This is a genomic window from Bradyrhizobium sp. sBnM-33, assembly GCF_032917945.1.
In the GTDB taxonomy this organism is placed as follows: Bacteria; Pseudomonadota; Alphaproteobacteria; order Rhizobiales; family Xanthobacteraceae; genus Bradyrhizobium.
On the sequence record NZ_CP136624.1, the window covers coordinates 6,991,402 to 7,016,192 of the forward strand.

Annotated in this window: 23 protein-coding genes and 4 pseudogenes; 18 read left to right on the top strand and 9 right to left on the bottom strand. The window is 59.8% G+C overall.

What is annotated here, in order from left to right:
- Window positions 1–93 precede the first annotated feature (93 nt).
- The 7 genes from RX328_RS32975 to RX328_RS43910 all read left to right on the top strand — a co-directional run bounded on the left by RX328_RS32975 (window position 94) and on the right by RX328_RS43910 (window position 3,306).
- The gene (locus RX328_RS32975) at window positions 94–360 is read left to right on the top strand and encodes a hypothetical protein (protein WP_213253016.1); all 267 of its coding nucleotides are present in this window, start codon (window positions 94–96) and stop codon (window positions 358–360) included.
- A gap of 257 nt (window positions 361–617) precedes the next feature.
- The gene (locus tag RX328_RS32980; RefSeq protein WP_213253015.1) at window positions 618–830 is read left to right on the top strand and encodes a hypothetical protein; all 213 of its coding nucleotides are present in this window, start codon (window positions 618–620) and stop codon (window positions 828–830) included.
- Between the two features lie 97 nt (window positions 831–927).
- Window positions 928–1,161, top strand: a complete 234-nt coding sequence (locus RX328_RS32985; protein ID WP_213253014.1) for a hypothetical protein — start codon at window positions 928–930, stop codon at window positions 1,159–1,161.
- A 35-nt stretch (window positions 1,162–1,196) separates the two neighbouring features.
- Complete coding sequence (locus RX328_RS32990) at window positions 1,197–2,012, top strand: hypothetical protein (RefSeq protein WP_213253013.1); 816 nt, start codon at window positions 1,197–1,199, stop codon at window positions 2,010–2,012.
- 141 nt (window positions 2,013–2,153) lie between these two features.
- Window positions 2,154–2,465, top strand: coding sequence for a class I SAM-dependent methyltransferase (locus RX328_RS43905; protein WP_410734079.1), 312 nt, complete (start codon window positions 2,154–2,156; stop codon window positions 2,463–2,465).
- Complete coding sequence (locus RX328_RS32995) at window positions 2,372–2,695, top strand: hypothetical protein (RefSeq protein WP_213253089.1); 324 nt, start codon at window positions 2,372–2,374, stop codon at window positions 2,693–2,695. The genes RX328_RS43905 and RX328_RS32995 overlap by 94 nt, the downstream gene beginning before the upstream one ends.
- A 182-nt stretch (window positions 2,696–2,877) precedes the next feature.
- Window positions 2,878–3,306, top strand: a complete 429-nt coding sequence (locus RX328_RS43910) for a helix-turn-helix domain-containing protein (protein ID WP_213253011.1) — start codon at window positions 2,878–2,880, stop codon at window positions 3,304–3,306.
- A 148-nt stretch (window positions 3,307–3,454) separates the two neighbouring features.
- On the opposite strand, the gene RX328_RS33005 is transcribed toward RX328_RS43910, so the two are convergent.
- Entirely contained in the window at window positions 3,455–4,654 is a 1,200-nt protein-coding gene (locus RX328_RS33005) for a hypothetical protein (RefSeq protein ID WP_213253010.1), read from the bottom strand.
- Window positions 4,655–5,562: 908 nt separating this feature from the next.
- Window positions 5,563–5,823 carry a hypothetical protein gene (locus RX328_RS33010; RefSeq protein WP_213253009.1) on the bottom strand — a complete coding sequence of 87 codons (261 nt, stop codon included), beginning with the start codon at window positions 5,821–5,823 and terminating at the stop codon, window positions 5,563–5,565.
- 2,093 nt (window positions 5,824–7,916) lie between these two features.
- Between RX328_RS33010 and RX328_RS33015 the strand changes: the two genes are divergently transcribed.
- The 5 genes and pseudogenes from RX328_RS33015 to RX328_RS33030 all read left to right on the top strand — a co-directional run bounded on the left by RX328_RS33015 (window position 7,917) and on the right by RX328_RS33030 (window position 11,408).
- The gene (locus RX328_RS33015) at window positions 7,917–8,087 is read left to right on the top strand and encodes a ribbon-helix-helix protein, CopG family (RefSeq protein WP_213253008.1); all 171 of its coding nucleotides are present in this window, start codon (window positions 7,917–7,919) and stop codon (window positions 8,085–8,087) included.
- 92 nt (window positions 8,088–8,179) lie between these two features.
- Window positions 8,180–8,428: a hypothetical protein gene (locus RX328_RS33020; protein WP_213253007.1), complete on the top strand. Its 249-nt coding sequence runs from the start codon at window positions 8,180–8,182 to the stop codon at window positions 8,426–8,428.
- An 85-nt stretch (window positions 8,429–8,513) separates the two neighbouring features.
- Window positions 8,514–8,576 (top strand): annotated as a pseudogene (locus RX328_RS43915) (hypothetical protein); the annotation flags it as partial.
- Window positions 8,577–8,594: 18 nt separating this feature from the next.
- Entirely contained in the window at window positions 8,595–9,050 is a 456-nt protein-coding gene (locus RX328_RS33025) for a hypothetical protein (protein WP_249726656.1), read from the top strand.
- 1,110 nt (window positions 9,051–10,160) lie between these two features.
- Window positions 10,161–11,408, top strand: coding sequence for a hypothetical protein (locus tag RX328_RS33030; protein ID WP_213253006.1), 1,248 nt, complete (start codon window positions 10,161–10,163; stop codon window positions 11,406–11,408).
- Window positions 11,409–11,482: 74 nt separating this feature from the next.
- Here RX328_RS33030 and RX328_RS33035 read toward each other — a convergent pair.
- Window positions 11,483–11,965: pseudogene (locus tag RX328_RS33035) on the bottom strand (capsular biosynthesis protein); the annotation flags it as partial.
- Window positions 11,966–12,125: 160 nt separating this feature from the next.
- On the opposite strand from RX328_RS33035, the pseudogene RX328_RS33040 reads away from it, so the two are divergent.
- Both RX328_RS33040 and RX328_RS33045 read left to right on the top strand, forming a co-directional pair.
- Window positions 12,126–12,462, top strand: a pseudogene (locus RX328_RS33040) (fumarylacetoacetate hydrolase family protein); the annotation flags it as partial.
- Window positions 12,463–12,713: 251 nt separating this feature from the next.
- Complete coding sequence (locus tag RX328_RS33045; RefSeq protein WP_213253004.1) at window positions 12,714–13,907, top strand: CaiB/BaiF CoA transferase family protein; 1,194 nt, start codon at window positions 12,714–12,716, stop codon at window positions 13,905–13,907.
- 787 nt (window positions 13,908–14,694) lie between these two features.
- On the opposite strand, the pseudogene RX328_RS43920 reads toward RX328_RS33045, so the two are convergent.
- Window positions 14,695–14,942: pseudogene (locus tag RX328_RS43920) on the bottom strand (hypothetical protein); the annotation flags it as partial.
- Between the two features lie 314 nt (window positions 14,943–15,256).
- Here RX328_RS43920 and RX328_RS33055 point away from each other — a divergent pair.
- From RX328_RS33055 to RX328_RS33065, 3 genes are all read left to right on the top strand, one after another.
- On the top strand, window positions 15,257–15,733 hold the full coding sequence (locus RX328_RS33055) for a type II 3-dehydroquinate dehydratase (RefSeq protein ID WP_249726655.1): 477 nt from the start codon (window positions 15,257–15,259) through the stop codon (window positions 15,731–15,733).
- A gap of 11 nt (window positions 15,734–15,744) precedes the next feature.
- Window positions 15,745–15,900, top strand: a complete 156-nt coding sequence (locus tag RX328_RS33060; protein WP_213253003.1) for a hypothetical protein — start codon at window positions 15,745–15,747, stop codon at window positions 15,898–15,900.
- A gap of 85 nt (window positions 15,901–15,985) precedes the next feature.
- Window positions 15,986–16,402 carry a hypothetical protein gene (locus RX328_RS33065; RefSeq protein ID WP_213253002.1) on the top strand — a complete coding sequence of 139 codons (417 nt, stop codon included), beginning with the start codon at window positions 15,986–15,988 and terminating at the stop codon, window positions 16,400–16,402.
- A gap of 334 nt (window positions 16,403–16,736) precedes the next feature.
- On the opposite strand, the gene RX328_RS33070 is transcribed toward RX328_RS33065, so the two are convergent.
- The 4 genes from RX328_RS33070 to rfaD all read right to left on the bottom strand — a co-directional run bounded on the left by RX328_RS33070 (window position 16,737) and on the right by rfaD (window position 22,496).
- Window positions 16,737–18,653, bottom strand: coding sequence for an SDR family NAD(P)-dependent oxidoreductase (locus RX328_RS33070; RefSeq protein WP_317258556.1), 1,917 nt, complete (start codon window positions 18,651–18,653; stop codon window positions 16,737–16,739).
- Window positions 18,654–18,741: 88 nt separating this feature from the next.
- On the bottom strand, window positions 18,742–20,031 hold the full coding sequence (locus RX328_RS33075) for an O-antigen ligase family protein (RefSeq protein ID WP_409410886.1): 1,290 nt from the start codon (window positions 20,029–20,031) through the stop codon (window positions 18,742–18,744).
- Complete coding sequence (gene rfaE1 / locus RX328_RS33080; protein WP_213254842.1) at window positions 20,028–21,500, bottom strand: D-glycero-beta-D-manno-heptose-7-phosphate kinase; 1,473 nt, start codon at window positions 21,498–21,500, stop codon at window positions 20,028–20,030. The genes RX328_RS33075 and rfaE1 overlap by 4 nt, the downstream gene beginning before the upstream one ends.
- Before the next feature lie 18 nt (window positions 21,501–21,518).
- Window positions 21,519–22,496 carry an ADP-glyceromanno-heptose 6-epimerase gene (gene rfaD, locus RX328_RS33085; protein WP_213254840.1) on the bottom strand — a complete coding sequence of 326 codons (978 nt, stop codon included), beginning with the start codon at window positions 22,494–22,496 and terminating at the stop codon, window positions 21,519–21,521.
- A gap of 164 nt (window positions 22,497–22,660) precedes the next feature.
- On the opposite strand from rfaD, the gene waaF reads away from it, so the two are divergent.
- A complete protein-coding gene (gene waaF, locus RX328_RS33090; protein ID WP_213254838.1) occupies window positions 22,661–23,728 on the top strand; it encodes a lipopolysaccharide heptosyltransferase II in 1,068 nt (355 codons plus the stop codon).
- Here the strand turns inward: waaF and RX328_RS33095 are convergent.
- A complete protein-coding gene (locus RX328_RS33095) occupies window positions 23,710–24,756 on the bottom strand; it encodes a glycosyltransferase family 4 protein (protein WP_213254836.1) in 1,047 nt (348 codons plus the stop codon). The two genes, waaF and RX328_RS33095, sit on opposite strands and share 19 nt — an antisense overlap.
- Window positions 24,757–24,791 lie beyond the last annotated feature (35 nt).

The window sequence follows — 24,791 nt, forward strand, 5'->3', positions numbered from 1 at the left end:
CCATGAATTGGTATTTCGCGCGCGTCCTGCCGGTTGGCTTTTCGACATATACGTCGATCTTAAGGCCTGTATCGGCGGTCAGCGATCCAGCAGATGCTCCTGACAACGCCGGACAAGGATGTGTTACCGGAGATGCTAATCAAGGCGCAACTGCTGGGGCTCTCCATGATTGAACAGCCCGCCCACCTCCGTTGGAAAGTCGAGGAGCAGCCCGCACGACGTGGCGGGGCCAGCGTATTAGGAACAGCAAAGAAGGTTGTGAAACATCTCTTGTGGGGAGTAATCGAAAACCCACTGTTGTTCTTCATGGTCCCGGCGGCCGTGACCGGTATTTTGAGGTCTGGTTCGGGATCGCGCTGATTACCCTGTTCACGCGGGCAATCGCCGTCACTGACGCCTCGGGCCTTCAGGCTATATCGAACGCGGCAAGCCAGGGCGTCCGCTCCAGTCCTCAAACAGCATCGATCTTCGCGATACTGGTCATCACAGATCTCATCTTGTTTGCCCTAGGAACCGTGATCCTCCAAAACAAGATCAGGAAAGACCACGACTTCATCTATTTCTCGCGCCTCAACGCGAAGCTCGAAGAGCTGTCGCGCCCCGACGTCTCGTAACTGATGGAGATCTCCCGAAACAAACAGTTTCGCAAGTTCCTGTGCGGCGCCGTCTCGATCGTCGTTCTAGTCGTGCTGTCCATATGGGTTCGCGCTTACGCTGACGCAGCCGGCACGTTCATCAAGCCCTATATGGGCACTTACCATCAGGATACGCTGGCCGAAATCAGCAAACAGTCCTGGTGGCAGCTGATGCTTCCGCTCAAAGCTTTTTGATGGCCGCTGGGGTCCTACAGGTTTTCTGCTGGTTCACTGGCTGGAAACGCTCGTAGGCGAACCCAAGGCGTTCTATCTCCTCGCGGCGATCATGGTCGTGACGGGATATCTCCTTGCCTACTTGGCGTTTCGCTCGCTGATGCTGGCCTTCTTGTTCGGCTTTGGGCTCGCAACCACCACGTTCAACTATCACGTGTACGCCGTCTCAGGTAGCGTTATCATCCTACCGGTCGTGACGTTCATGCTGATCTTCGCTTATGCCCAGTCGAGTTACTGCGGCGGCAAGCTTTTCACATTGGCTGGGCGCTTGCTACCGTTGGTACATGCATAGCGCTCGCGCTGTCGTACGAGGGATGGCTCGACGTTATGCCGCTAGTCGTGGTTGTCCATCCTATTCTTGCGTACCGCTATCGCCGTATGGGAGACCGCGATCGCGTCTACCGATGTCTGTTCGTCGCACTCACCACAACGGCAGTTGCCATTGTGTACATCGGCATCAAGAACCGCTTCGGATTGGAGGGACTTCATCCAGTCGGCGGCGAGGCCGACTTGATCTCGACATATGGCTTCAACCAGTCGATTCTGATGATCGAGGATGTCGTTTCGAGTTTCTTCACCTTTTTCTACACCACGATCAGCACTTACCTGCCCCCGCAACTGCTCTCGTTCTCCTTGTCGTCCTGGCTCTACGGACCCGACGAGGTTGTTCGACTGCAGGAAGGATATCACCCGCAGGCAACTCACCTAACCCATTACAACCATCTATTCTTGTGGCGCTATTACGCTGGATTCTTCCTCGCCCTCTTCTTAACGGCCTACGTCAGGGTGATAAGAGCCTCCTTCCAGCAGGCGGATGTGCACTACGTCATACTGTTTGTTCTTCTGACCGCAACCCTGATCGGCAGCCCGACCCACCTGATCATCAAATGGCGGCCGATGCACGCTGCGCCCCTTCTGGGATATCAGTGCTTCATGTCGATCATCGGTTTTACGCTACTGCTCTGCTATCTGATTCACCTCAAGATGCGCCGGGTCCAAGGCTGGCGGTCCGTGGGCTTGGCGCTCGCGCTGATCGCAAACTTCGGATATTGCGCCTACGCAAGGCCGAGCTTGCTTTCGCATATGTCGCACGAAGTATTTCTCGGGGCGTATCCCGACCCACGTATCAATCTAGACAACTGAGTAAGGCCACACTTAATGCCAGAAGATCCTTCGATCGATCCCATGACGCTGTCCCGCGAGGCACTCATCGCGGCACATATCATTCATACATTCGATCGCAAGCGCGTCCTCAGCAATCTTCATGGCTGCTATGGTCAGATCATGCGCTCAGTCTACGCCAGGCTGCTTTCGCTGGTTGACGGGAAACGGATACTTGATTGCGGTTGCGGTTTTGGCCAGTTTGCTCGGACAGCTATTGATGCTGGATACGATGTCACGCCCATTGATATCGACGAGGACTCTCTGGCGATCGCTCGTGACGTCTACAATGTTCCGTGCCTTCGAGTGAGCGCATATGAGACATCGTTGCAGGATGGATCGTGCGATACAGCGGTTTGCAACGACTCAATCAGCATTTGGATATTCAGCGGCTTACGCCGGAGTTCGCCCGCCTCGGCGTGCGTCGTGTCGTGATCTACGACTCCAACATCGAAAACTCGATGCTACTCCGGTATAGAAAGGTCGTAGGGCATGAGGAGAGCCACGACCGACCGGCTGACGAAATCATCGATGAATTCAGAAGCTGCGGTTATGAGCTGCGATCTCTTGAGTTTGAGAACTTTTTGGCTCTCCCGATCAGTGGTGGGTTGCAGCGGCCACCAATTCCCATTTTCTCTCGATTTCCGTCGACGATTATGCTTTAGATCAGTTGGTTGCTAGCATCTTGAGGACGCTAAGAGTCGAGCGAGGTCTGGCCTTCCGCTTTCAAATTGTTCTCGACCGATTTAAATAGGCTGCGGTAATCGGATTCTGAACTAGTGTCCTGAATCTGAAGTTCAGCGGACTCAAGGCGGTTGCGGCCCGCCTGAATAGGATGCCGACACGGTTGGCAAGTGGCGTCGGTTTTGCCGAGCATCGGCTCGAAGCTCTTTGGGACGAGCCGCGATCAGGGACGCCGCGTACGATCGAGGATGCCCGGATCGAAGCCGTGATTGTCCGCAACCTTGCACGAAGCCGCCCGACGCCACCCACTGGAGCTCGCGCGGCATGGCGCGGGCCAGTGGGCAGTCCGTCTCAACCGTCCAGCGGATATGGCGCGCCTTCGGCCCTGCAGCCGCATCGATTGGAGCAGGTCAGCTGCAGTGGGACCTTTACCAACGTCTCTGCGACGGGCGTGAGGGGTTATCTCGTGCACGGCGACGTGAACGTTGATAGCGCCGCCGACTTCTCCCTGCAGATTTATACGTCGCCAACCAACGATTTGCCGGGCGGGGCCGCGGGCTGGAGTCTCGCGGCGTGGGACTTCTTCCTCTGACGCTTCGCGGCGGCTGTTTAAGGTCGGTACTGCCGGAACACATCGTCCGGCAGTACACTGGCCTCAGTTAACCAGCCATCAAGCCGATAGCGCCAAGGACCCGGCCTCTTCTAAAGACAGTGAATGGACGGCCGTTCCCCGCCACTGATCACAACACAAAGTCCCATGCCGCAAGATTCCAGCTCGCGGGTCCGCCGGCTAGGCTCGCCGTCGGCGAGGTATAGATTTGCAGCGAGAAGTCGGCGTGGCTGTCGCCATTCACATCGCCTTGCACGAGGTAACCCTTCACGCCCGTTGAGGAGACATTGGTGAGGTCCCACTGCAACTGGCCGGCGACGCCAGTGAAGGCTGATCCAAATGTAAACGCCTGATTGCCGCCAACTAGGCTGTTGGCGTCGATCGACGCCAGGTTTATTTTGTCACCGTGCGCGAACGTGTTGATCACGTCGCGCTGGGCAAATGTGATGCCGGATTCGGACAAGTCTGTGAACCGAAACTGATCGAGACCGCCTGCTCCGGTCATCAAGTCCTTGCCGCCTTCGCCAAAAATAGTGTCGTCACCGTGGCCGCCATAGAGGAAATCGTTGCCAAACCCGCCATAGCCGAAATCGATGCCATCCCCGAGGTCGAGATTGTCCGCACCCTTGCCACCGTAAACGATGTCGTTACCTAGACCCGCTACAATGACATCATTGTACAGCGAGCCGACGATGGTCTGGCTGTCGTTACCATATTCTAGCATCAGGCCTTGGTGCTCAGCGTAGGCGTTCAGCCAGTTGTCGATGCCCGGCACCGAATATATTGCATCTCGCACTTCATACTCGCCGAGTGCGATTGCTTCCTTGATGTTCATGTTGAAGGCGTCGATGTCACCCCAGTGATAGAATGACTTCATCGCGGTGTAATGAGTGCCTTCAATAAGGCCCTCCAGCGTCACGTCGCGAACAACGAGACCGATCGTCGGATCAAGCAACAGGCTGGAAAAGCCGTCGCTGACAATCATTTGTGCATGGTTGCCGACAGCACCGCTGTCCCACCCCATAGCGACCTGATTTTCATTCGAGATGCCGAACTCATCCATCAGGTGAAACGTCAAAGTGACTTGGCTCGCGCATTCGAGATGGTCAGACTTCAACAGGTCATCGAGTTCAAGGGAGTTCGGCCCCGCTCCATATGGCGCCATTCCGTAGGAAACAACCGAACACCACGCAGCTTGGAGAAGTTCTTCGCTGAGATCGGACCAGCCGAGGTCGGCAATAAATTGGCTCCGAGTTGAATTGTAGTACGTGACGACCATCGACGGATCGTTGCGAATGGCCTCGTAAGTCGAGGCTGCCAAATATGCCATGGGGCATGGTCCTGAATGTAGCGCTGCTAAAGAAGGTGGACACTATTGTGAATGCCAATCTCGCGTCAATCTTGGATAGAGTCCGCATGGCCCGGTGTGTCCAAAGTACAACTACGGGTCTGCTAGTTCGAACGATCCCGTTGGGTTTGCGGAGTGATCCCTGAAAGTTCCCATCGTGATTAGGCGATTTTCCGTAGTTCTCCCGAGAGAGCATGTCTCACCCAAATGGGTGAGCGTTCCCATCGGTGAGCATGGCGAGAGGTTAAAATCCGAATCAACACCCCGCGAACGCATGATCCATCAGTTCTTGTTTCTACCGCAAATGATAGTTCGCACCAAGAATCGGACATGATCCCGGATCGCCTTTTGGTCTGCGGGCGACATATCCTGCATAGTGGCGAGTTCAAGCACGTCTTTGACCACCTGCATATCGCGCTCCGTGCTTTGTCGTGGTCATCGCGCCAACGTACGAGTTGTCAGGACAGATAGTGCTGCGCATTTCTTCGAGACCCTTAACTTGACCCTGTCCAGAGCAATGCGCGATTCTCCAACAGCGGTCAGTCCACCCGTGAAAATCGCTACGCAACCTTTATGGGCCAACGGCGCTCTATCGGCGGCAGCCGCAAGCGTCGCACCGCGAGGAGCACCGCGCCGGTGGTCAGAATTCTCATCGGCCATGTCGCTCCCCCAAGTGGAAGGGAACCTACCGCTGGAGGGGGAATTCGTCAGCCGCTAAAACTCATTGATTGGCGGCAGCGGCTGGCCGAGCAGCGTCAGCCAGGCATCGAAGACGTTCTGCATCACCGACGACAGGGAGCGCTGGTCGCCGCTCTTGCGCTCGACGATCACCTGCTCGACTCCGTCCCATTTGCCTTCGCCCCAGCGCAGCTTGTCCCAGCCGGTGCCGGTCAGGATGATGGCGTCGGCGCCGTCGACGGTGGCGTTCGTACGGTCCAGTTTGTGATGCTTAAAGGCATCGGCACCACGTCCCGAAGGAGCGCGACGTTGTCGACATATGGCGCCTTGGGCTCGCGGAGGAAGATCAGGTGCGCCTGCACGGCGGCGCGCACCGCCCCGAGGTCTGGGAATGCGATCGGCGGCGCCGGGTTGTTCAGGACGAAATCCGAGAAGTGGTGAAGCTCGACGGCCGCCTGGCGGGCGGCCAGCATGACGGCCTGGCGCGCCTCCTCGACGCCGGCTGCGGCGGTTTGGGCGGCGACGAAGGCCGGTCGACCGCCGTGAAGTTGCGGAGCGACGGCCGGACGATGTTGTTCAGGTGGTCGATGATCGGCTGCATACGAATCCTTGGTGCCGTGCCATTATACGCGGGCGGGCTTCTCAGTAGTTGATTGCAGGCGGGCTGTCGATTGCCCCGGTTCTCAATTCGCGGCAGGATGAAGTTGGCTGCCCCCATGGAACGGCGCCAGTCAACGCTCGTTTGAACCTACGTCTTCCGGAGTGATCAAGATGCAAATGTCCACTTCCAGATGCCTTCCCTTTCTGCTTGCAATTTGTGGGTCAGCGATCCCATCCGTGGCGGGGGCGCAGTATTACCCGCAGGAGGGTTACGGCGTCAGCAGACGCCTGATCTGCATAGTCCAGCCTCCGTACAACCAGCAACGGAGTTCGTGTCCGGTTGCGCGCCGTACTTTCCGACCGGGAGACTATTGCGAGTGTCGCCTGGAAAGCTATGGGCGCTTAGTCCCCGGAACCATTGCGGTTCGGTAGGTCAGGCACCGAAAGGCCCGGCAGCGTGAACCGGCGGGCCGCTCGTCATTCAGGTGCCAGCGAGCCGCTTGCCGACGATCGCAACAAGTGCTCAGCCGGAAGCACACCGAAAAACGGAAACGCATGGGTCGTCAAACAGGGCCCTACTCACGTCCTGAGGCGATCTGAGGCATGATTGAAACCATGCTGCACGTCCTGTCGAAAGATCCAGGAGAGAAGCCTGCCAAATAGGTGAAGAAGAAGTGACTGGCAAAAATCCGCTGAAGTCCCCAACATGGCTCAGCGAACGCTTTTGCAATATCTAAGCATGGACGATTGGAAGATCGTCGCTCACCTGCCCATTCCCGCGGGTGAACTGATGCTGAACCGGCTGCTTCATCATGGATCGAGAGCCGCGATGAAGAGCAACATAGGGCAATCATAGCCGCTCCGGCGGGGCTCAAGGCGATGCGTCAGCCTCAGCTTCGCCTGGTCGGCCGCGCAATGCGGCACATAAAGCCTTTTACGGCGCAGAGGGCGCCTTTAGGCGGCTGAGCCAATTTAAGTTTGAACGGGCTGCAGCCAACTTCGGAATCTTGCGATGGGCGCGGCGGCGATGAGAAGGCTATCTCGAAGGCGACCATCGAGCGCAGCCGGCTGGCGCGCGTGACGGCGCAACCGGCTGCAACCGGTGCCTCAAATGACAGTTTGGATGTACGTCGATACGCGCAAGGACGTCAGCGACAAGGACCCCCTCAAAGTGGCTTTTGCGTGAGGCCTCTTGATCTCGCGGATCAGTTGCGATTGGATGGGTGGTGCCGTTCAGGCTCAAGAGCATGCCCGCAGGCGTTTCTGCGAGCTGACGTACAGGCCGCCGTTTCAGGAATTGTTGCTAAAATGCTGCCCGCGAACTTGCGGACCTCCGCCAGCATGAAAATGTTCATGAGCAACGGCCTGCAGGTATTCGTTTCCCGGGTCTCGAGAGGAACGACATTTATCGTCTTACAGGCGCTGAGAGGGGGAATGACGACCTTGCGATCTGCTTCCCTAAGTTCAAGAACGCACTATTTCGAGTAGAGCAGAGCGAAAGAGCCGATCGTGATCGCGGAATCCAAGAATAACAACGACTCGCCGCTGACGTAACAGGCCGCTGAATGTGCTTCTACGAGCTTACACGCAATATATCTACATTCGAAAATGCCAAGTTGATCGCCAGGGATATTCAGTTGCTTACGTCACAGAACAGGAAGCAGACAGGGCGAGGAAGTTCGCGAGGACCGTATGGTCGAAGCTGATCCCACTGCTACTAAGGATTCAATTCGGGCGGACGCTAATAGAGCAATGGGGCATGTTCGCGAGGTAGATCAGCAAAGTTGCCAACAAGCTTTTCGTACACTCAAAGAAATACACAGGGGCTTCTTTCCCCAAGCAACGACGATACGAAAGGATCTCTAGACAGGTTGCTACCTCGCGTTTGTCTTCATGAGCACATGGTGCACCCGACTTGGTAAAAATCCTCCAGATCGATTCATGCGCTGCAGCGAAAGACGACGAAATGAACGAGCCGACTGGCAAAAAACTCACGATTATCGGAGTGAGGGCTTCTGACGACTGGGTCGCGGCGCTCGATCGCTGGATCGCAGATCGCGGCCCCAGCCTTTCTCGGCCCGAGGCCATTCGCCGGCTGGTCGAGCTGGGGCTGCAGGCGACGCCTAAACCGAGCTGATCAACCACGTTGCGCAAAAGCTCCACTTTGTTGGGGTTGGTCGGGTACAAAGAAGGGCTTCTAGAGCGGGGATGGGTTAACGGATATTGGTGTTGTTCGACGCTTGGATTGGCGGCTTCGAGAATGTCCGTGGCTCATATCTCTCCGACGTGATCACCGGAGATTCTGCTGGCAATGTTTTTTTTGGCTCGGATGGCAACGATTCGCTCTCGACATTTGGTGGGAACGATCAATTGGAGGGTGGCACTGGTGGGGACATACTGGATGGCGGCGTCGGCACCGATACTGCGGTTTATTACAACGGAATATTTGATCCTTTACCGGGGTTACAGCATCGCTGAACAATCCAGCAGCTAACACAGGTGAAGCACAAGGGGACTCGTACATCTCTATCGAGAATCTGTATGGAACGAGTAGCGGCGACACCTGGAAGGAAATGCTGGATCAAATGCCCTCTACGGGAATAGCGGGAATGATCTTCTAAGCGGCCTCGCCGGCAACGACACATTGTATGGGGGAGCAGCCAATGACACACTGCTCGGGGGACAGGACGTAGACTACCTCAACGGCGGTGTCGGCAAAGATACGACGACTGGCGGCGGCGGCCTCGATCGGATGGTACTTTCGAGCTTGTCAGACTCGGGTATCGCATTCGCAGCGCGCGACGTCATCAATACATTCGCACATGGCGACAAGATCGACCTCGCCGCAATCGACGCCAATAGTAAGATTGGAGGCAACCAAGCCTTCAGCTTCGTCTCCGCCTTCACCGGCGTTGCCGGCCAGCTGCAATGGGACCTAACTAATATCTCGTCGACGGGTGTGAAAGGCTATCTCGTCCAGGGCGATATCAATGGCGACGCCGCCGCGGATTTTTCGCTGCAAATTTACACATCGCCGACCAATAACTTGCCCGGCGGTAGCGCCGGATGGAATCTCGCGGCATGGGACTTTATACTTTGATACTTGGCCCGCGAAGCCAGTAAAAGCTCGCCTATGCAAGCCGGAGGTGGGTCGTCGGAACTAGCTTGGCGTCGGATGGGGAACTCGTGCGACCATTGCCAATCAAAGGCGGGGCAAAGCCAATTGTGCGCTCAAGGCCATCGCTCGGCGTTAGCGCGATCTTTGGCGCGCTCAATCCGGTCCGCGAGGCCCTCGACGCTGCTGACCTCCAGCCGATCGTTGTAGAGCGACGATGCCGCGCGAGTTGATCGAGCGCCTTCGACTTGTCCGCTAGTTTTTGAGAATCCAGCCCGGATCGCGGCTTGCAAGCGCACATGTCGAGAAGATATTCCTCGACGAAGCAGGCTTGTCTGGGCTCAGGGCCGGCATGGGTGCATCATGCGGCCTTCCAAACGCCGAAGCTTCTTATCGGGATAACATGGCAAAACCGTGCGACTGGGCCGCGCATGAGCTGCATCTTTTGCTTTCTGCCGGGCCGCCTCCTTCGCTCGCTCGGCTTGCCAGGCATCGTAGGCCGTGGTCCCGGGCCTCGGGGGCGCATCGGATGGCAGCCCGCCCATCCAGCTCGGCATGTCAGCAACTGGGTTGCTACCCGTGCTCGCGCAGCCTGCAAGGAAGCTTAGAACGATAATCAAGACGAGCAGGTTGAACTTCATATCAGAAAAGACATAGCGACTTCTCTCTCGGCTTGGGATCGAGATATTGGAAGCGTGGCTGCTTCACGTTTACATGAAGCTTTCGCTAATCCGTAGTACGCTGGTCGTGGTGGTGGTCCATCTGCGCGACGATCACGCTAGACTTATTTGATCCGCTGCAATAGAAGTCATCGATCAGGCTTGCGAATCAAGCTTTATGTCCAGGTTCACCTTTGGCCACAAGATAGATTCTGAACTGCACCCGACGGTAAGCCGTGACATGATCCGGCTCCTATTCTGTGCGGCGAAAGCGGCCAGAGCTGGCCTTGGATAGCCTAGCGCTCACACCAACTCACCAGGAGCCATCCGTTCGCTAGGCGCTGGCCAACGGCCCGACCTGCGTTATGTGTTTCTCCTCTTGCTGAACGACCATTAATTGCATGCTAGCATCAGTCCAAGCAGGAGAATATCGATCGTGAGCAATCGGATCGCCAATCTTTCCGCGGCTGGGTTGACTGGTCTTGCGTTGATCTTGGCGGTGGTCTCCATTTTCCTCATGGGATTCGTCTTCCCAGACTTTCATGTCTGGCGTTCTCACGGACCAATATTAGAAGCCGCGCTCTTCTCCTCGCTGATGCTCCTTTTTGTACCAGTAATGGGGTTGGCTCGCTTTTCCTTTGGCTACCTATTGTCAGTCCCTTTATTGTTGGCAGTGACGGGCTTCGTGTGGCTCAGTTTTTTTAGCCAGTTTGCGTATCAAAAAGACCTGGCCAGATGGTCAATGATAGCGGCACTCGCGTGTGCGCTTGCGCCGCTTCTGTTTGTTAAGTGGAATATTCGGCGGCCCCAGCTCTCCGAAACTGCAATAAGCAGGCTCGCAGGATTCTTGATGTTGCTTTCCGGCGCGGTCCTTTTAAGCGATGCTTTGTATGGCGTTGCATTTGACTATCCGGACAGTCAGGCACGGACGTTAGTCACCCGCCCAGTGCTGCTCAACTACGCAACCGGCATTATTATAATTTCCATCCTGCCGTACCTGTTTGCGTTCCACACAGCGCGCAGGAGTTTCCTCCTCGCCGGGCTTGTTCTGTTCCTATTACTGGCCTTTTACCCGATTGTTGTGAACAAGACGGTGCTTTTCGCTGCAGTCGCATTGCCGGGCACGTTCTTATTGTTCAGCTATTGCGAGCCGCGGATAGCTACCATTCTGATATATATTGGTGTCATAGCCGTTGGGCTGATCGATTATTCGGTAACATCTGAGCACTTATACGCATTCAGCTATTTGAACCTACGGTTTGTCGGGATGCCGTCGATCGCGATCGACCATTATGCGGACTTTTTTGCCAACCGTCCGACTACAGGTTTTTGTCAGGTCTCGATTATTCGTCACTTCTTTGGCTGCGCCTATGGGGAACTGGGGCCGGCGCTTGCTGCCGTTTATCGCAATGGGAACCTGAATGCCTCATTCTTCGCTACAGAGGGCATAGCCTCCGTCGGGTTCAAGCTCACTCCGCTCATGGCGGGGATCTGCGGGCTCATTCTGTCGCTGGGAAACATAGTTTCTCAACATCTAGCACCGCGGTTCGTCGCCGTATCCGCTTGCGCCCTTGTGCCGACCCTTTTGAACGTACCGATGACGACGGCGCTTGTCTCGAATGGAGCCGCGATTCTCTTCTTGCTTTGGTGGCTAACGCCAGATCATCTATCGGGCGGGAAATAGTATCGCATCCCAGCCGTAGCGCGACAAAAGCTATTGCAGCGCTCGCCGGACATATTAGCGTTTCCATTGTGGCAGCCGATCAACAGCGTCACCCACACGCCTTCGGTCTGGGCGTGGCGGCGAACGCGCGTGTAACGGAAATAGCGATAGCCGAAGCGGAGCGCGCTCAGCGCGAACACCTGAAGGAACCAGTAGAGCACGATGGTGACACGGCCGAACAGCACCGGCGCCTTGCCGTTCGATGCGCCGAAAATGAAGGCATAGTCCAGCACGACGAGCGTGACCGCCAAAATGGTCGCCACGCGCAGGATGTTCAGCGCATCGGGGAGCGAAATGAAGCGCCATTTCGTCGTCGTCAGATTGAAGAAGTAGCAGATAACGATGCTGAAGGCGACGAACAGCGGTAAGATCTTCAGCAGCAGCGGCAGGCGGGCATAGAAGGCCTCGCCACCGTCGAAGCGCAGGTAGAAGCTTGCCAGCAGCGCAAGCGCGGTCGCCAGCGCATCATGCGCTGCGATCAGGTAATTGCGACGGGTCAGTTGGGAAAGAGGCGTCATTCCATTAGCCGGCTGCGGAAACGATGAGGATTCGCATTGTGTTGTGCGCCCGCTGATATCTTATCTGCGGCGTGCATGCCAGCGATCATGGCCGGACTGTTCCGGAACATTCCGCCGCCTTTGATCTGGCGCGCAGCACCATGCCTCCGGCAACTCCGACCATCACGAGGTCGAACTGGTCGTCGCGATGAAGAGCGGTGGCCTCAATATCCCGGCCGACAAGGCGCTCGATCATGTCTACGGCTACGCCGTCGGCATCGACCTCACCCACCGTGACTTGCAGATCGCCTCGCGCAAGAAGGAGCGGCCGTGGGAAGTCGGAAAATCCTTCGACTATTCCTCGCCCTGCTCCGCTATCCAGCCCGCATCCAAGATCGGCCATCCCGCCAAGGGAAGATCTGGCTGACGATCCGCAGAAGGGCGACCTCACCGAACTGATCTGGAGCGTGCCCGAAATCATCTGGCAGCTTTCGCAGCAGGTGGAACTCGCCGCCGGTTGTTCACCAGCCGGGCTCGGCGCGCGCCTCCTTTACTGTGCATTACGGTGAAAAGCAGAATCCCCGCCACTCCGTAGTCTTGCGGGCCGTGCCGGGCAGACCGCTTCCGATCCAAAAATGTTGCCTCGCCCTGCCCCGGCGACGGCCCTCGCTGGGTGGCGAACAAGCAGTTGGAAATCAGCGCCAGATTTGTTTAAGTCAGGCCGGGCTGCTCCCTCCCATCGCAAAATCCAAAAAATCAAGGTTTCTCAATGCCTTTCCCCCGCGCATCGCAGGCCCTTTCCCGCTTTACCGTGCTCGACCTGACCCGCGTCCGGTCCGGGCCGACCTGCGTGCGGCAGTTGGCGGACTGGGGCGCCAACGTCATCAAGATCGATGCGCTCCTGGAAGACGGCGGCGGCGAGCAGCCGGGCGGCCCGCGCCACGGCTCGGATTTTCAGAATCTGCATCGCAACAAGCGGGCGATGACGCTGAACCTGAAGGACCCGAAGGGCCTCGAAGTGTTCAAGCGCCTCGCCGCCAAGGCCGACGTGGTGGTCGAAAATTTCCGTCCCGACGTGAAGGCAAAACTCGGCATCGATTATGAGAGCCTGCGCCAGGTCAACCCACGCCTCGTCTATGGCAGCATCTCTGGCTTCGGCCAGGATGGCCCCTACCACAAGCGCCCGGGCTTCGATCAGATCGCGCAAGGCATGGGCGGGCTGATGTCGGTCACCGGCGCGCCGGGCCAGGGCCCGATGCGGGTCGGCATCCCCGTCGCCGACCTCACTGCCGGGCTGTTCTGCGCGCTCGGCATCCTCACCGCGCTGTTGGAGCAGGACGTTTCCGGCGAGGGTCAGTGGGTGCAGACCTCGCTGTTACAGGCGCAAATCTTCATGCTGGATTTCCAGGCTTCGCGCTGGCTGATGGAGAAGGAAGTCGCCAAGCAGGCTGGTAACAACCATCCGACCTCGATCCCGACCGGCGTCTTCAAGACCTCCGACGGCTATATCAACATCGCGACCACGGGCGGGCGGATCTGGGAACGCTGCGCGCAGGCGATCGGCGCCCCCGAACTGATCACCAACCCCGATTACGCCACCGCGCCTGCGCGCTCGAAGAACCGCGACGCGCTGAACGCAGCGATCGGCAAGCTCACCGAGAAGAAGTCGACGGAGACCTGGGTCAAGGAATTGAACGAGGCCGGCGTTCCCTGCGGCCCGATCTATTCGATCGACCAGATGTTCGAGGACGCCCAGGTCAGGCACCTCGGCATCGCGCAACACGTGCCGAACGACGAGAACCGCTATATTCAGCTCGTCGGCCAGCCGGTGACGCTGTCCCGCACGCCGAGCACCATGGCGGCACGCCCGCCGGACTTCGGCGAACAGACCGAAGAGGTGCTGGCCGAGTTCGGCTTCGGCAAGGACGAGATCGCCGAGTTACGCCAGCGCAAGGTGGTGTGAGAGCGCGCGGACCACCCATCCCCAGGTTGGCGGCTCTTGCGCAGGGCTGTACTAAGTCTTGGGAGGGTAAATGAGGACACGAGCCGGTTCGCTAGACTCAACTGATGTCTTGAGGCGGCCCATCGGATTTTAATCATTGATATGATTCGCTTCTGGCGCAATCCCTTGGCACAAGGTGGGCCTGAGTGCGTGCTCCGCTTTTCCCGACGAACGGCGCTATCCGTATTTGTTCCTAAGTTGATTTGAGGAGTGTCTTCATTTGCTCTAGTCAAGGGCTCTAAGGTGGGGTGCGGCGTGCGATCTTTGGCTTCTGCTTTGTGTATATGCCTGGCTGGCTGTTCTTCGGCCCTCGATGTGTTGCCGGACGGCGGCGAGCCGCCCGTCTTATCCGCGGTAACGACGGTCATCAGGACGGTAGCGGCTGAAGCCAAGCTTTCGAATCCGCTGGAAGTCGCCGGTCCTATTCGCGCCCACCCGATTTCATCGGAACCTTGGATTATTTGCGTCAGAGGCCAAGCGCCTGACTCGCCTTCAAATCTGACCTATGCCATTTTCTTCAAGGACGGCAAATTTGTATCTTTTCGGATGACCGCCCTTGTCGATCAATGCGATTCTCAGAAATTCGCTACCCTTTAAGGCTGCCTGAGGTGCGGCATGAATCGAGCTTCTTCAGAGCTCTTAGAGATCATCCGCGCGCTCTCGTTGTGGTCCTGCTATACATCGTGTTTGGGCCGCCAACATGAACGAGAGTCCTCAAGCGGTAAGGCCACCTCGATGGACGGCCTCTCTATTCGTAAGAGTCGCTAGTCATTCCCGATGAACTGCATTTTGGCCGTTTCAACGCCTGCAGCGCCAAGACTTCCAGAACAGCAAATCGTCCGTTAAAATGGCGCCGCTGGCTACGCCTTCGGCCGCAGCATGCGCGCGACACTGCCGAACGCGTTATCGAACCGACCAGGCCGTCGACCAGAACACCTTCGGATCGCCGCCCGAGCCGATCATCGACAGGCGGAACGCATCCTCGGCGCGGTTGCCAGCACCAGCCCGTTCATCATCAGGAGCAGCGTCTTCCAGGTCAACAGCACGGCGAAACCGTGCATCAAGAGGCCAAGGGCTTCCATCAGGTAATACCAAGCATTTCGTCATTGCGCGCAAAGCGAAGCAATCCATGCTAGGAAGCATGGATTGCTTCGTCCGGAGCTTATCATCGGGCCGGACCCGTTGGCTCCTCGCAATGACGCAAATCAATGTGACCTATTGCCATTACCGCACTAACGAAACGGTCTGCCGGCTGACATGTTGCCGCGATCGGCTACACTGCCCTTTCATTATCCCGTGAAAGGCATTCCATGCGTATCATGATCCTCAATGGCCCGAACCTGAACATGCTCGGCATCCGCGAGCCGCATATCTACGGCTCGACCACGCTCGATGCCATCAAGGCCTCGTGCGAGGAGTTCGCCGCCTTCACCGGCACCCAACTGGCGTTTCACCAGTCCAACCACGAGGGCGAGCTGGTCGATCTGATCCAGTCGGCGCGAAACTCAGCCGACGCCCTTATCATCAATCCCGCCGCCTACTCCTTCACCTCGATTGCGATGTTCGATGCCATGAAAATATTCGAGGGGCCGATCTACGAGGTGCACATCTCCAACATCCATGCCCGCGACGAGTTGCACCGGCACTCCAAGCTTTCGGCAGCCGTGAAAGGCGTGATTGCGGGCCTCGGCCCCTATTGTTACATCGTCGCGATGCAGGCTGCACTGCAGGGGGCCGGCCAATTGCCCGCGGCCCTTCCGGCCGCCATGCGCATCGGACCAAAGTAAGGAAGCGGGACATGCAGGGATCCGGCTATCTCGCGATCTGGAGCGATCTGACGCCGCAGGACGAAACCGACTGGGCGCACTGGATCACCCGCGAACACGCCGCCGAGCGCGTCGGCATCAACGGCTTCTCGCCTGCCGCATGTTCCGCGCGCTGGGCGCGTCGGTGAACCGCTATTTCATTCTCTACGAACTCGAGGACGAGCGCGTCGTCGGCGGGCCGGACTATCTGGCGCGGCTGAACGCGCCGACGCCATGGTCGCAACGCATCATGCCGCGGCTCGGCAATTTCGCGGCGGCGGCGGCCGCGTTGCGGCGTCTGCAGGCACCGGCCAGGGCGGCATCGTCGCGCCTCTCCGCCTCGAGACCGCGCCATCCTGGGATGCCGCCACGCTTGTCGCCGAGATCGCGCGCCTCGACAGGATCATTGCCGCACGCGTGCTGCTCACCGACATCGCGCAGACGTCGATCAAGACCCGCGAAAAGGGCATGCGAAGCAACGATGGCTCGTTCGCCGCCTTGTTGCTGATCGAGGGACTTGACGGAGCCGCCGTCCGCGACGCCCTTCATCATCTGCGCAACAAGCTCCCCGCCCAGGATCACGGTGCGATCGACAGTCTGACGCTCTACCGGCTCACTTTCAGCCTGCCAAAGCGGCTGCTGTCGGACTAATGAAATCGTGGAACGTTTTTCCGCTCCTGAAAGTTGAATGGCCTAGGCGGACGCAACAACCCATTACGCCAAAATGGAATTTCGTAAGTGATCTCGGGCGCACGATGCCAACACGGTTGGTGTGAATTTGTACACGCAGGCATTCACCGTGTTGGATACCGCACCGTTCACCCTGCCCAGTCGACCTGGCACCTCGAGACGGCGCATATCTTGCGGGTGCCGCGGCTCACAAATCAGTGGAAAATGCTGGTTGACGACGACTTTTCCGATTTCTGCATCATGGCTTCCGAAGGACACGAATGGCCGCGGGGACCGACCGGGCGAGGTCGCAAAATCAGGCGGCGTTCGATCTGAATTCCGGCACGGCATCCTTGAGCACCGCGCGGATGGTAGAGCGGTCATCCCGCGCGATTGCATCCTCCAGCGCCGCAAGCCATTTGCGCAAGGTCTGCATCGGCGGCTCATTCGGCTTGGCCGCCATGATGCCGGCGACCCCGATCTCCATCGTCGGCTCCGCGCTGGCGAACAGGATCTCGTTCAGCCGCTCGCCCGGCCGCATGCCGGTGAACACCACCTCGATATCGACGCCCGGTTCGAGGCCGGACAGGCGGATCATCCGCTCGGCAAGCTCCACGATCTTGACCGGCTGTCCCATGTTGAGGACATAGACGGAGACGTCGGGCCGCGCCGGCGTTAGCGCGTGCGTGGCTGCGGTCAGCACGAGATCGCAGGCTTCGCGGATCGTCATGAAATACCGGACCATGTCCGGATGCGTCACCGTGACAGGACCGCCGGCCTCGATCTGCGCCTTGAATTTCGGCACCACCGATCCGTTCGAGGCCAGTACGTTGCCGAACCGCACCGAGATCAGCCTCATGTGCGGCTTGCCCTCCGATTGCGTCATCAGGTCGTGGTCGAGCGCCTGACAATACATTTCGGCGAACCGCTTGGTCAGGCCCAGCATCGAGACCGGCTCGATCGCCTTGTCGGTCGAGATCATCACCATGGCTTCGGCGCCAGCCGCCTGGGCCGCGTCGGCGACATTGACCGATCCGAAGATGTTGGTCTTGACGCCCTCGCTCCAATCGCGCTCGAGGATCGGCACGTGCTTCAGCGCGGCGGCATGGAACACGATATCGGGCTTGAACTCCCGCATCAGGCTTATGATCCGGTCACGATCGCGGATGTCGGCGATCCGGCCTTCGATGACGGCGTTGGCTGCGCGCGCCGTCAGCGCTTCCGTCACGGCGTAAAGCGCCGGTTCCGAGTGCTCGATCACCAACAGCCGCGCAGCGCCAAAGGTCGCGACGCGGTCGCATATCTCCGAACCGATCGAGCCGCCGCCGCCGGTGACGATCACCGCCTTGCCCCTCACCAGCGCTTCAAGCCGCGCGTAATCGATCTTCTCGCTCGGCCGCAGCAAAAGATCTTCGACGGCGACATTGGTCAGCCTCGGCACGTCGCCGCCTTCGAGCGACGGCAGGCGGCTGACGAACAGCCCGAGCCGCTTGGCCCGCATCAGAACCGCCTCGGGGTGCGCCTCGGGTTCGAACGCCGACGGCGTCATCACGACCCGCGAAATCGGCTTTCCCCGTCCGGCATAATCGCGGACCACGTCCTCGACGTCGTCGATCCCGCCCAGCACCGGCACGTTGCGGATCGACTGCCCGCGGTCCGCGGCCGATGGCGACAGCACGCCAACCGGCCAAAGCTGCTTGACTGCGCCGCTCTCGATCGCGCGCAACAGCACCTCGGCGTCGGCGGCGCGGCCGATCAACAGCGTCGCCGACGCGCCTTCGGTCTGAGCATGGCGGCGAACCCGGGTGTAACGGAAATAGCGATAGCCGAAGCGAAGCGCGCTCAGCGCGAACACCTGAAGGAACCAGTAGAGCACGATGGTGATACGGCCGAACAGCACCGGCGCCTTGCCGTTCGATGCGCCGAAAATGAAGGCATAGTCCAGCACGACGAGCGCGACCGCCAAAATGGTCGCCACGCGCAGGATGTTCAGCGCATCGGGGAGCGAAATGAAGCGCCATTTCGTCGTCGTCAGATTGAAGAAGTAGCAGATAACGACGCTGAAGGCGACGAACAGCGGTAAGATCTTCAGCAGCAGCGGCAGGCGGGCATAGAAGGCCTCACCTCCCTCGAAGCGCAGGTAGAAGCTTGCCAGCAGCGCAAGCGCTGTCGCCAGCGCATCATGCGCTGCGATCAGGTAATTGCGACGGGTCAGTTGCGAAAGAGGCGTCATTCCATTGGCCGGCTGCGGAAAGCGAGGGGGATTCGCGAGGCGCGTCCCTCGCCCGCTGATATCTCATCTCTGGCGTGCATGCCAGCGATCATGGCCGGACGGTTCCGGAAGATTCCGCCGCCTCCGATCTGGCGCGCAGCGCCATGCCTCCGGCAACTCCGACACCCAGCACATACATCCAGCCTTCATGGAAGTCGAAGATGTGGGAGTTGAACAGCGAGGTGAAGATATTCTGCACTACGACCAAAAGCCCGATCCAGTTCGCAAGCCCGTCGCCACGGAACAGGAGCAGGTGCAACAGCCACATCGCGTACAGTATGACGACACCAACAATGCCCCATTGCACCGCGACGTTGAGCGTCTGGTTATGGGGATTTCCGATCACCTCGCTGCTGGCCTGGTATGAGTCGTGCGTGGCGACGCGCTCGAACAGGCCTCGCGTCGCGCCTGTGCCGTGGCCGATCAGCGGTGCCTCGGCAAAGAAGCCGAGAGACTTCCGCCAGAACTCGAGCCGCAGCCCAATCGATGTCGGAATGTTTTGTTCCTTGTAGAGCTGGTAGTCCCGGACAAACGTCTCGGCAGTCCGGCGCAACGCCGGTGAGCTCTGCCAGGCAACGGCGGCGAACGCGGCCGCTACGCACAGGATGATGACGATGCTGCGCCATCTCAGATACAGCAGCGCAAACACCGCGAACATGATCGGCACCGTGACCAATGCCGTGCGCGACACCACCAGGAACGCCATGTTGACGAAGAAACCGAAGGCGATGGCGGTGAGCAGCACGGCCAGCGCAATCCGCTTTGCCCGCAGCAGCATGATGACAGGATAGGCCAGCGCAACCGCGCACAATGTGAATTCCTGGCTCTGAGCGATGTAGTTCTTGACAAAGATGCCGCGTGCGGCGAGCTCTGGGGTCCGCAACGAAAGTTCAGGGCGGAGAAACACCAGCCAAGACATCAGCATCAAGAGCGTGCACGAAACGAGGAACGCCACAAACACCCACGATCCGCGCGCCGAGCGCTCGAAATGATAGAGCAGGACCGGAAGCACCAGGAGCTTCGCGGCCGGCCCCACAGCATAGAATCGCGCGCCCCAAACGGCGTCCGACCACAGGGTTCCGACAAGCGCCAGAACAAACAGCGCGATCGGCAGCGCGGAAACCGGCCGCTTCAGTGAGGCAAGAAAGCCCTTCAATTCAACCGTCGGCGCAACCGTGACCAGAAGCGCAGCGCCGAAAATACCGACCAGCGAGGTCGACCATGGCAGCGACAGCGCAAGTAGAACCGCTATGACGTCGCTCACCTTCATCCATGCGGCAGGATCGCGCCAGAGAGGCAGCGCCTTGGCGATCGGCGACGAAGCTGCGTTTGCGCTCACGCTTTGCCTCCCCGGGCGCGGCCGACCAGCGACGTCGTGCTGTGGCCGGGCAGGATATCGACGAGCACGACCTCGCCGCCGGTAGCCTCGACGATCTCGTGGCCGACGACCTGCTCGCGGGTGTAATCGCCGCCCTTGACCAGCACGCTCGGCCTCACCCGCGTGATCAGGTCGATCGGCGTGTCTTCGGCGAAGATCGCGACGAGATCGACCGCCTCCAGCGCTGCCAGCACTTCGGCGCGCGCCCGCTCATCCTGCACGGGGCGTCCCTCGCCCTTCAATCGTTTCACCGAGGCATCGCTGTTGAGGCCGACGATCAGGCGGTCGCAGGCGCCGCGCGCGGCCGTCAGCACCTTGACGTGACCGGGATGCAAAATATCGAAGCAGCCATTGGTGAAGCCGATGCGCAGCCCCTGCCTGCGCCACTCCACCAGATGCACGGCGAGATCGCCGCCTGCCGGCACGATCTTCTCTTCGGCCGCCAGCGATGCATGCGGCAGGATTTTCCGCCGCAGCTCCGCGGGCGTGACGGTAGCAGTGCCCTTTTTGCCGACCGCGACCGCGGCCGCGGCGTTCGCCATCCTGAGCGCCGTCTCCCAATCGGCCTGGGCCGCGAGCGTCAGCGCCAGCACCGCGACAACCGTGTCACCCGCGCCCGACACGTCGCGCACCTTGACGGGAAGCGCCGGCACATGGATCGCTTCGCCGCCGCGCACCACCAGCGTCATGCCGTGCTCGCTTTGCGTCACCAGCATGGCCTCGCAGTCGGCAAGATACATTGCGTCCTGCGCCGCCTCGGCAATGTTCTGGTCGGTGTCGGCGCGGCTGCGGGTGGCTTCGGCAAACTCCTTGCGGTTGGGAGTCAGCAGCGTGGCGCCGCGATAGATCGCAAAATTGGCGCTCTTGGGATCGACGATCACGCGCTTGCCGTGCTTTCTCGCGGCGTCGATAATGTTGCGGATGACGCGCGCTGTCAGCACGCCCTTGGCATAGTCGGACAGCAGAACGATATCGGCGCGCGGCACAAGCGGCAGAATTGCATCGATCAGCCGCTGCTCGACATCCGTCGAGGCCGGCACGGCCTGCTCCCAATCCGCGCGCAGCATATGCGTAGAAAAATGTTCGGAGACGAAGCGCACCTTGCGCGTGGTCGGGCGGGAAGGATCTGATACCAGCACGGCCTCGACCAGGCTCTCCCGCGCCAGATCGGCCTTCAGTTTCGCGCCTGCCTCGTCCTCGCCGACAAGACCTGCAAAGATGCAGCGCGCGCCGAGCGAGGCAATGTTGCGGGCGACGTTGCCAGCACCGCCGACATTGGTCTCGCTACGCTGGACCGCGATGACGGGCGCCGGTGCTTCCGGCGAAACACGGGATACGTCCCCATAGACGAACTCGTCGAGCATGAGATCGCCGACGCAGAGCACGGTCTGATTTGGGATCGCCTGGCTCAGGGCTTCAAAATCGAACATCCGTCTACCTGGTGCCCATCAGCGAAAGCGATCGGGACGATCGAGAAAAACCTTCACGTAGGTCTCGACCGCGTCTTCGAGCGCAGTGAAGCCGCCATTATACCCGACGTTCAGCAGCCGATCGACTTCGCTCTGGGTGAAGTATTGATAGCTGCCGCGGATCGCTTCGGGCATATCGATATACTGGATGTTCGGTGTAACGCCGAGCGCGGCATAGGCTGACAGCATCAGATCGCGAAAGCTGCGCGCAGTGCCGGTTCCGACGTTGAAGATGCCGCTGACCGATGGCGTCGAGAGCAGCCACATCGTGACGCGCACGACGTCGTCGACATAGATGAAGTCGCGCCGCTGGTCCCCGTCGGCGATCCCTTCCCGATGCGACTTGAACAATTGCACCGGACGGCCGGCCTTGATGTCGTCGAAGCGCCGCGCCAGCACGCTCATCATCGTGCCCTTGTGATATTCGTTGGGGCCGAACACGTTGAAGAACTTCAATCCCGCCCATTGCGGCGGCAACCGTTCGCCGCGCGCTGAGCGTTCGGCGACCACCATGTCGAACAAATGTTTGCTCCAGCCATAGAGGTTCATCGGCCGCAGCCGCTTCAGCGCGTCCATTGATTGGTCGTCGCCAAACCCCTGCTCGCCGTCGCCATAGGTCGCGGCCGAGGACGCGTAGATCAGCGGCGTGGCATTGGCCGTGCACCAGTCGAGCAACCGCATCGACAGGCGGAAATTGGTCTCGATCACCAGGTCGCCGTCGGTTGCCGTGGTCTCGGAGATGGCGCCGAGATGGATGACGGCTTCCAGCCGGCGACCCTTCAGCCAGTCCATCAGTTCCGACGGCGGTACGAAATCGGCTAGCCGGCGTTTGGCCAGATTGCGCCATTTGCCGTCGTGGCCGAGCACGTCGCACACGGCGACGTCCCGGCCGGCGTCATTCAACGCAGCCACGACGTTCGACCCGATAAAACCGGCGCCCCCGGTCACCAGCAACATGCCATCCCCTGCCATGATTGTTCGGGCGAAAGCTTTGCCTCACTCCCGCGCGGCAGGCAACTTTGCTCCTTCGGCGCATAAGGATCGAATCGACCGGCTTTACGTGTCGCTTCAGAGCGGTTACCGACGGGCCGGCAATTGCTTAGCGGTGAAACAGCCAAGATATGAATTTCAATTCACCAAATGCGATCGAAATGGAAGATAGCGCCGACACCAGGCCTATTCTGATTGTTCCCTATATGTGGATTGGCGACTTCGTCCGCGGCCATACTGTGGTGCGGGTATTGAGGCAGCGCTGGCCGAACCGCCCGGTGGACTTGCTCGTCACCTCCCTCTGCGCCCCGCTGGTCGACTATATGCCGGGCGTCCGTGCCGGATTTATCTGGGACCTCCCCCGCAGCCGGCTTGCTTTGGCCAAGCAGAGGGGCCTGGCCGCCGAACTGCGCGCCCGTGGCTATGGAACCGCCCTCGTCCTGCCCCGCACCTGGAAGGCGGCGATTGCGCCAGCGCTGGCGGGAATCCCCGAGCGCGTCGGCTTTTTCGGCGAGGCGAGATTTGGGCTGATCAACCGGATGCGCTGGGGCGAAAAGGCCCTGCCCCGCTTCATCGACAAGAATGCCGCGCTGGCGTTGCCTGACGGCGCTCCGCTGCCGCCGGAATGGCCGGTGCCGCAACTCGTCGTTCCGCCGGAGGAAACCGCCCGCTGGCGCCAGGCCAATAGCCTCGGCACAGGACCTGCGGTGGCGCTGGCGCCCGGCTCGGTCGGTGCGTCGAAGCGATGGACCTATTATCCGCAAGTCGCGCGGCTGTTGGTCGAGCGCGGGCTCGACGTCTGGGTGGTCGGTGGTCCCGGAGAGAAGGGGCTGGCGCAGGACATCGTCACCGCCGGCGGCGGCAAAGTCCGCGACCTCACCGGCACCGACCTGCGCAACGGCATTCTGGCGATGGCAGCGGCCGGCGTCGCCATATCGAACGATTCCGGCCTGATGCACATCGCGGCAGCGATCGGCACGCCGACTATGGGCATTTTCGGTCCCACCAGCCCCTATCTCTGGGCGCCGTTGAACGGTCTCGCGGCAACCGTCGTTCAGACCAAGACGGAGCTCGCCTGCCAGCCGTGCCAGCGCACCGTCTGCACCATGAACGACCATCGGTGCATGCGCGACATCGAAGCCCCCTACGTGGCCGACCTCGCACATCGCCTGCTGGTGACTCAGCCGAGCGTGCGGTAAACGGCGGCAATCGCGTTCGCCTCGGCGTCGAGGCTGAATTTCTCCAGCACGCGCGCACGCGCCCGCTCGCCCATCGCGACAGCCGTCGCCGGATCGCGCATTAGCGGCTCCAATGCAGCAACGAGCGCCTCAGTATCTCCCGGCGGCGTCAGCATGCCCGTCACGCCGTCCTCGACCACGAACTCCGCTGCGCCTGCCCGCGCCGCCACCAGCGCCGCGCCTGCCGCCATCGCCTCGATCAGCGTCAGGCCAAAGCCTTCATTGCGCGAGGTGAAGGCGTAGATTGTCAGCCGCTGATACCAGCGCTGCACTTCCTCGATTTCGAGCTCGCCCGTGATGACGATGCGCGATTGCAGCCCGGCCGCCTCGATCTGCCGTTTCAAGCCGTCGGCAAAACCCTGCTGCTCCGGCACGACCGCGCCGACGATGACAGCGGTGAAATCGGGATAGCGCGGCAACAGCCGGCACATCGCCTCGACAAAGACATCCGTGCCTTTTTGCGCGCGCACGCGGCCGAAGCAACCGATAGCGTAGCGTCCGGGCAGTTTCGCTTCGGCAAACGCCGATGCGCGGTCGGCCGGCGGCGCATAGCGCATCGTATCGACGCCGTGCATCACGACCGTTGCGTTGCGCTTGAGGAACGAGGCCGACAGTTCGGATGTTGCGATCACAGCATCCATCTGCCGGATCAGCCAGCGCGTCAGCCAGGTGTGATGTCGCTGCGCCGCCGACGTGAAGACCAGCTTCAGCGGCCAGCTGAGCGAACGCAGCAAGACGCCGACGATCATCTCGTCGTTGCGTCGCGCGTGCCAGATCAGCGGCGAGCGGTGCCGCCTTAATTTCAAAAGATCCGCAAAACCCATCCGCGCGATGCCGTCGGGCGCGTGCGGTCCGAGCCATGCCGCCCGATACATCTGCGCAAGTTTTGGCGCCACCATCCGGTTGGTCGCCGTGACGCCCGAATAGCGCCTGTGCAGATTCGGCACGATCAGTTGCAGATCACTGGCCAAGTTGTTCTCGATCGGCACGTCCGGCTCCGTTTCGGCCAGTTCCTATACGCAAC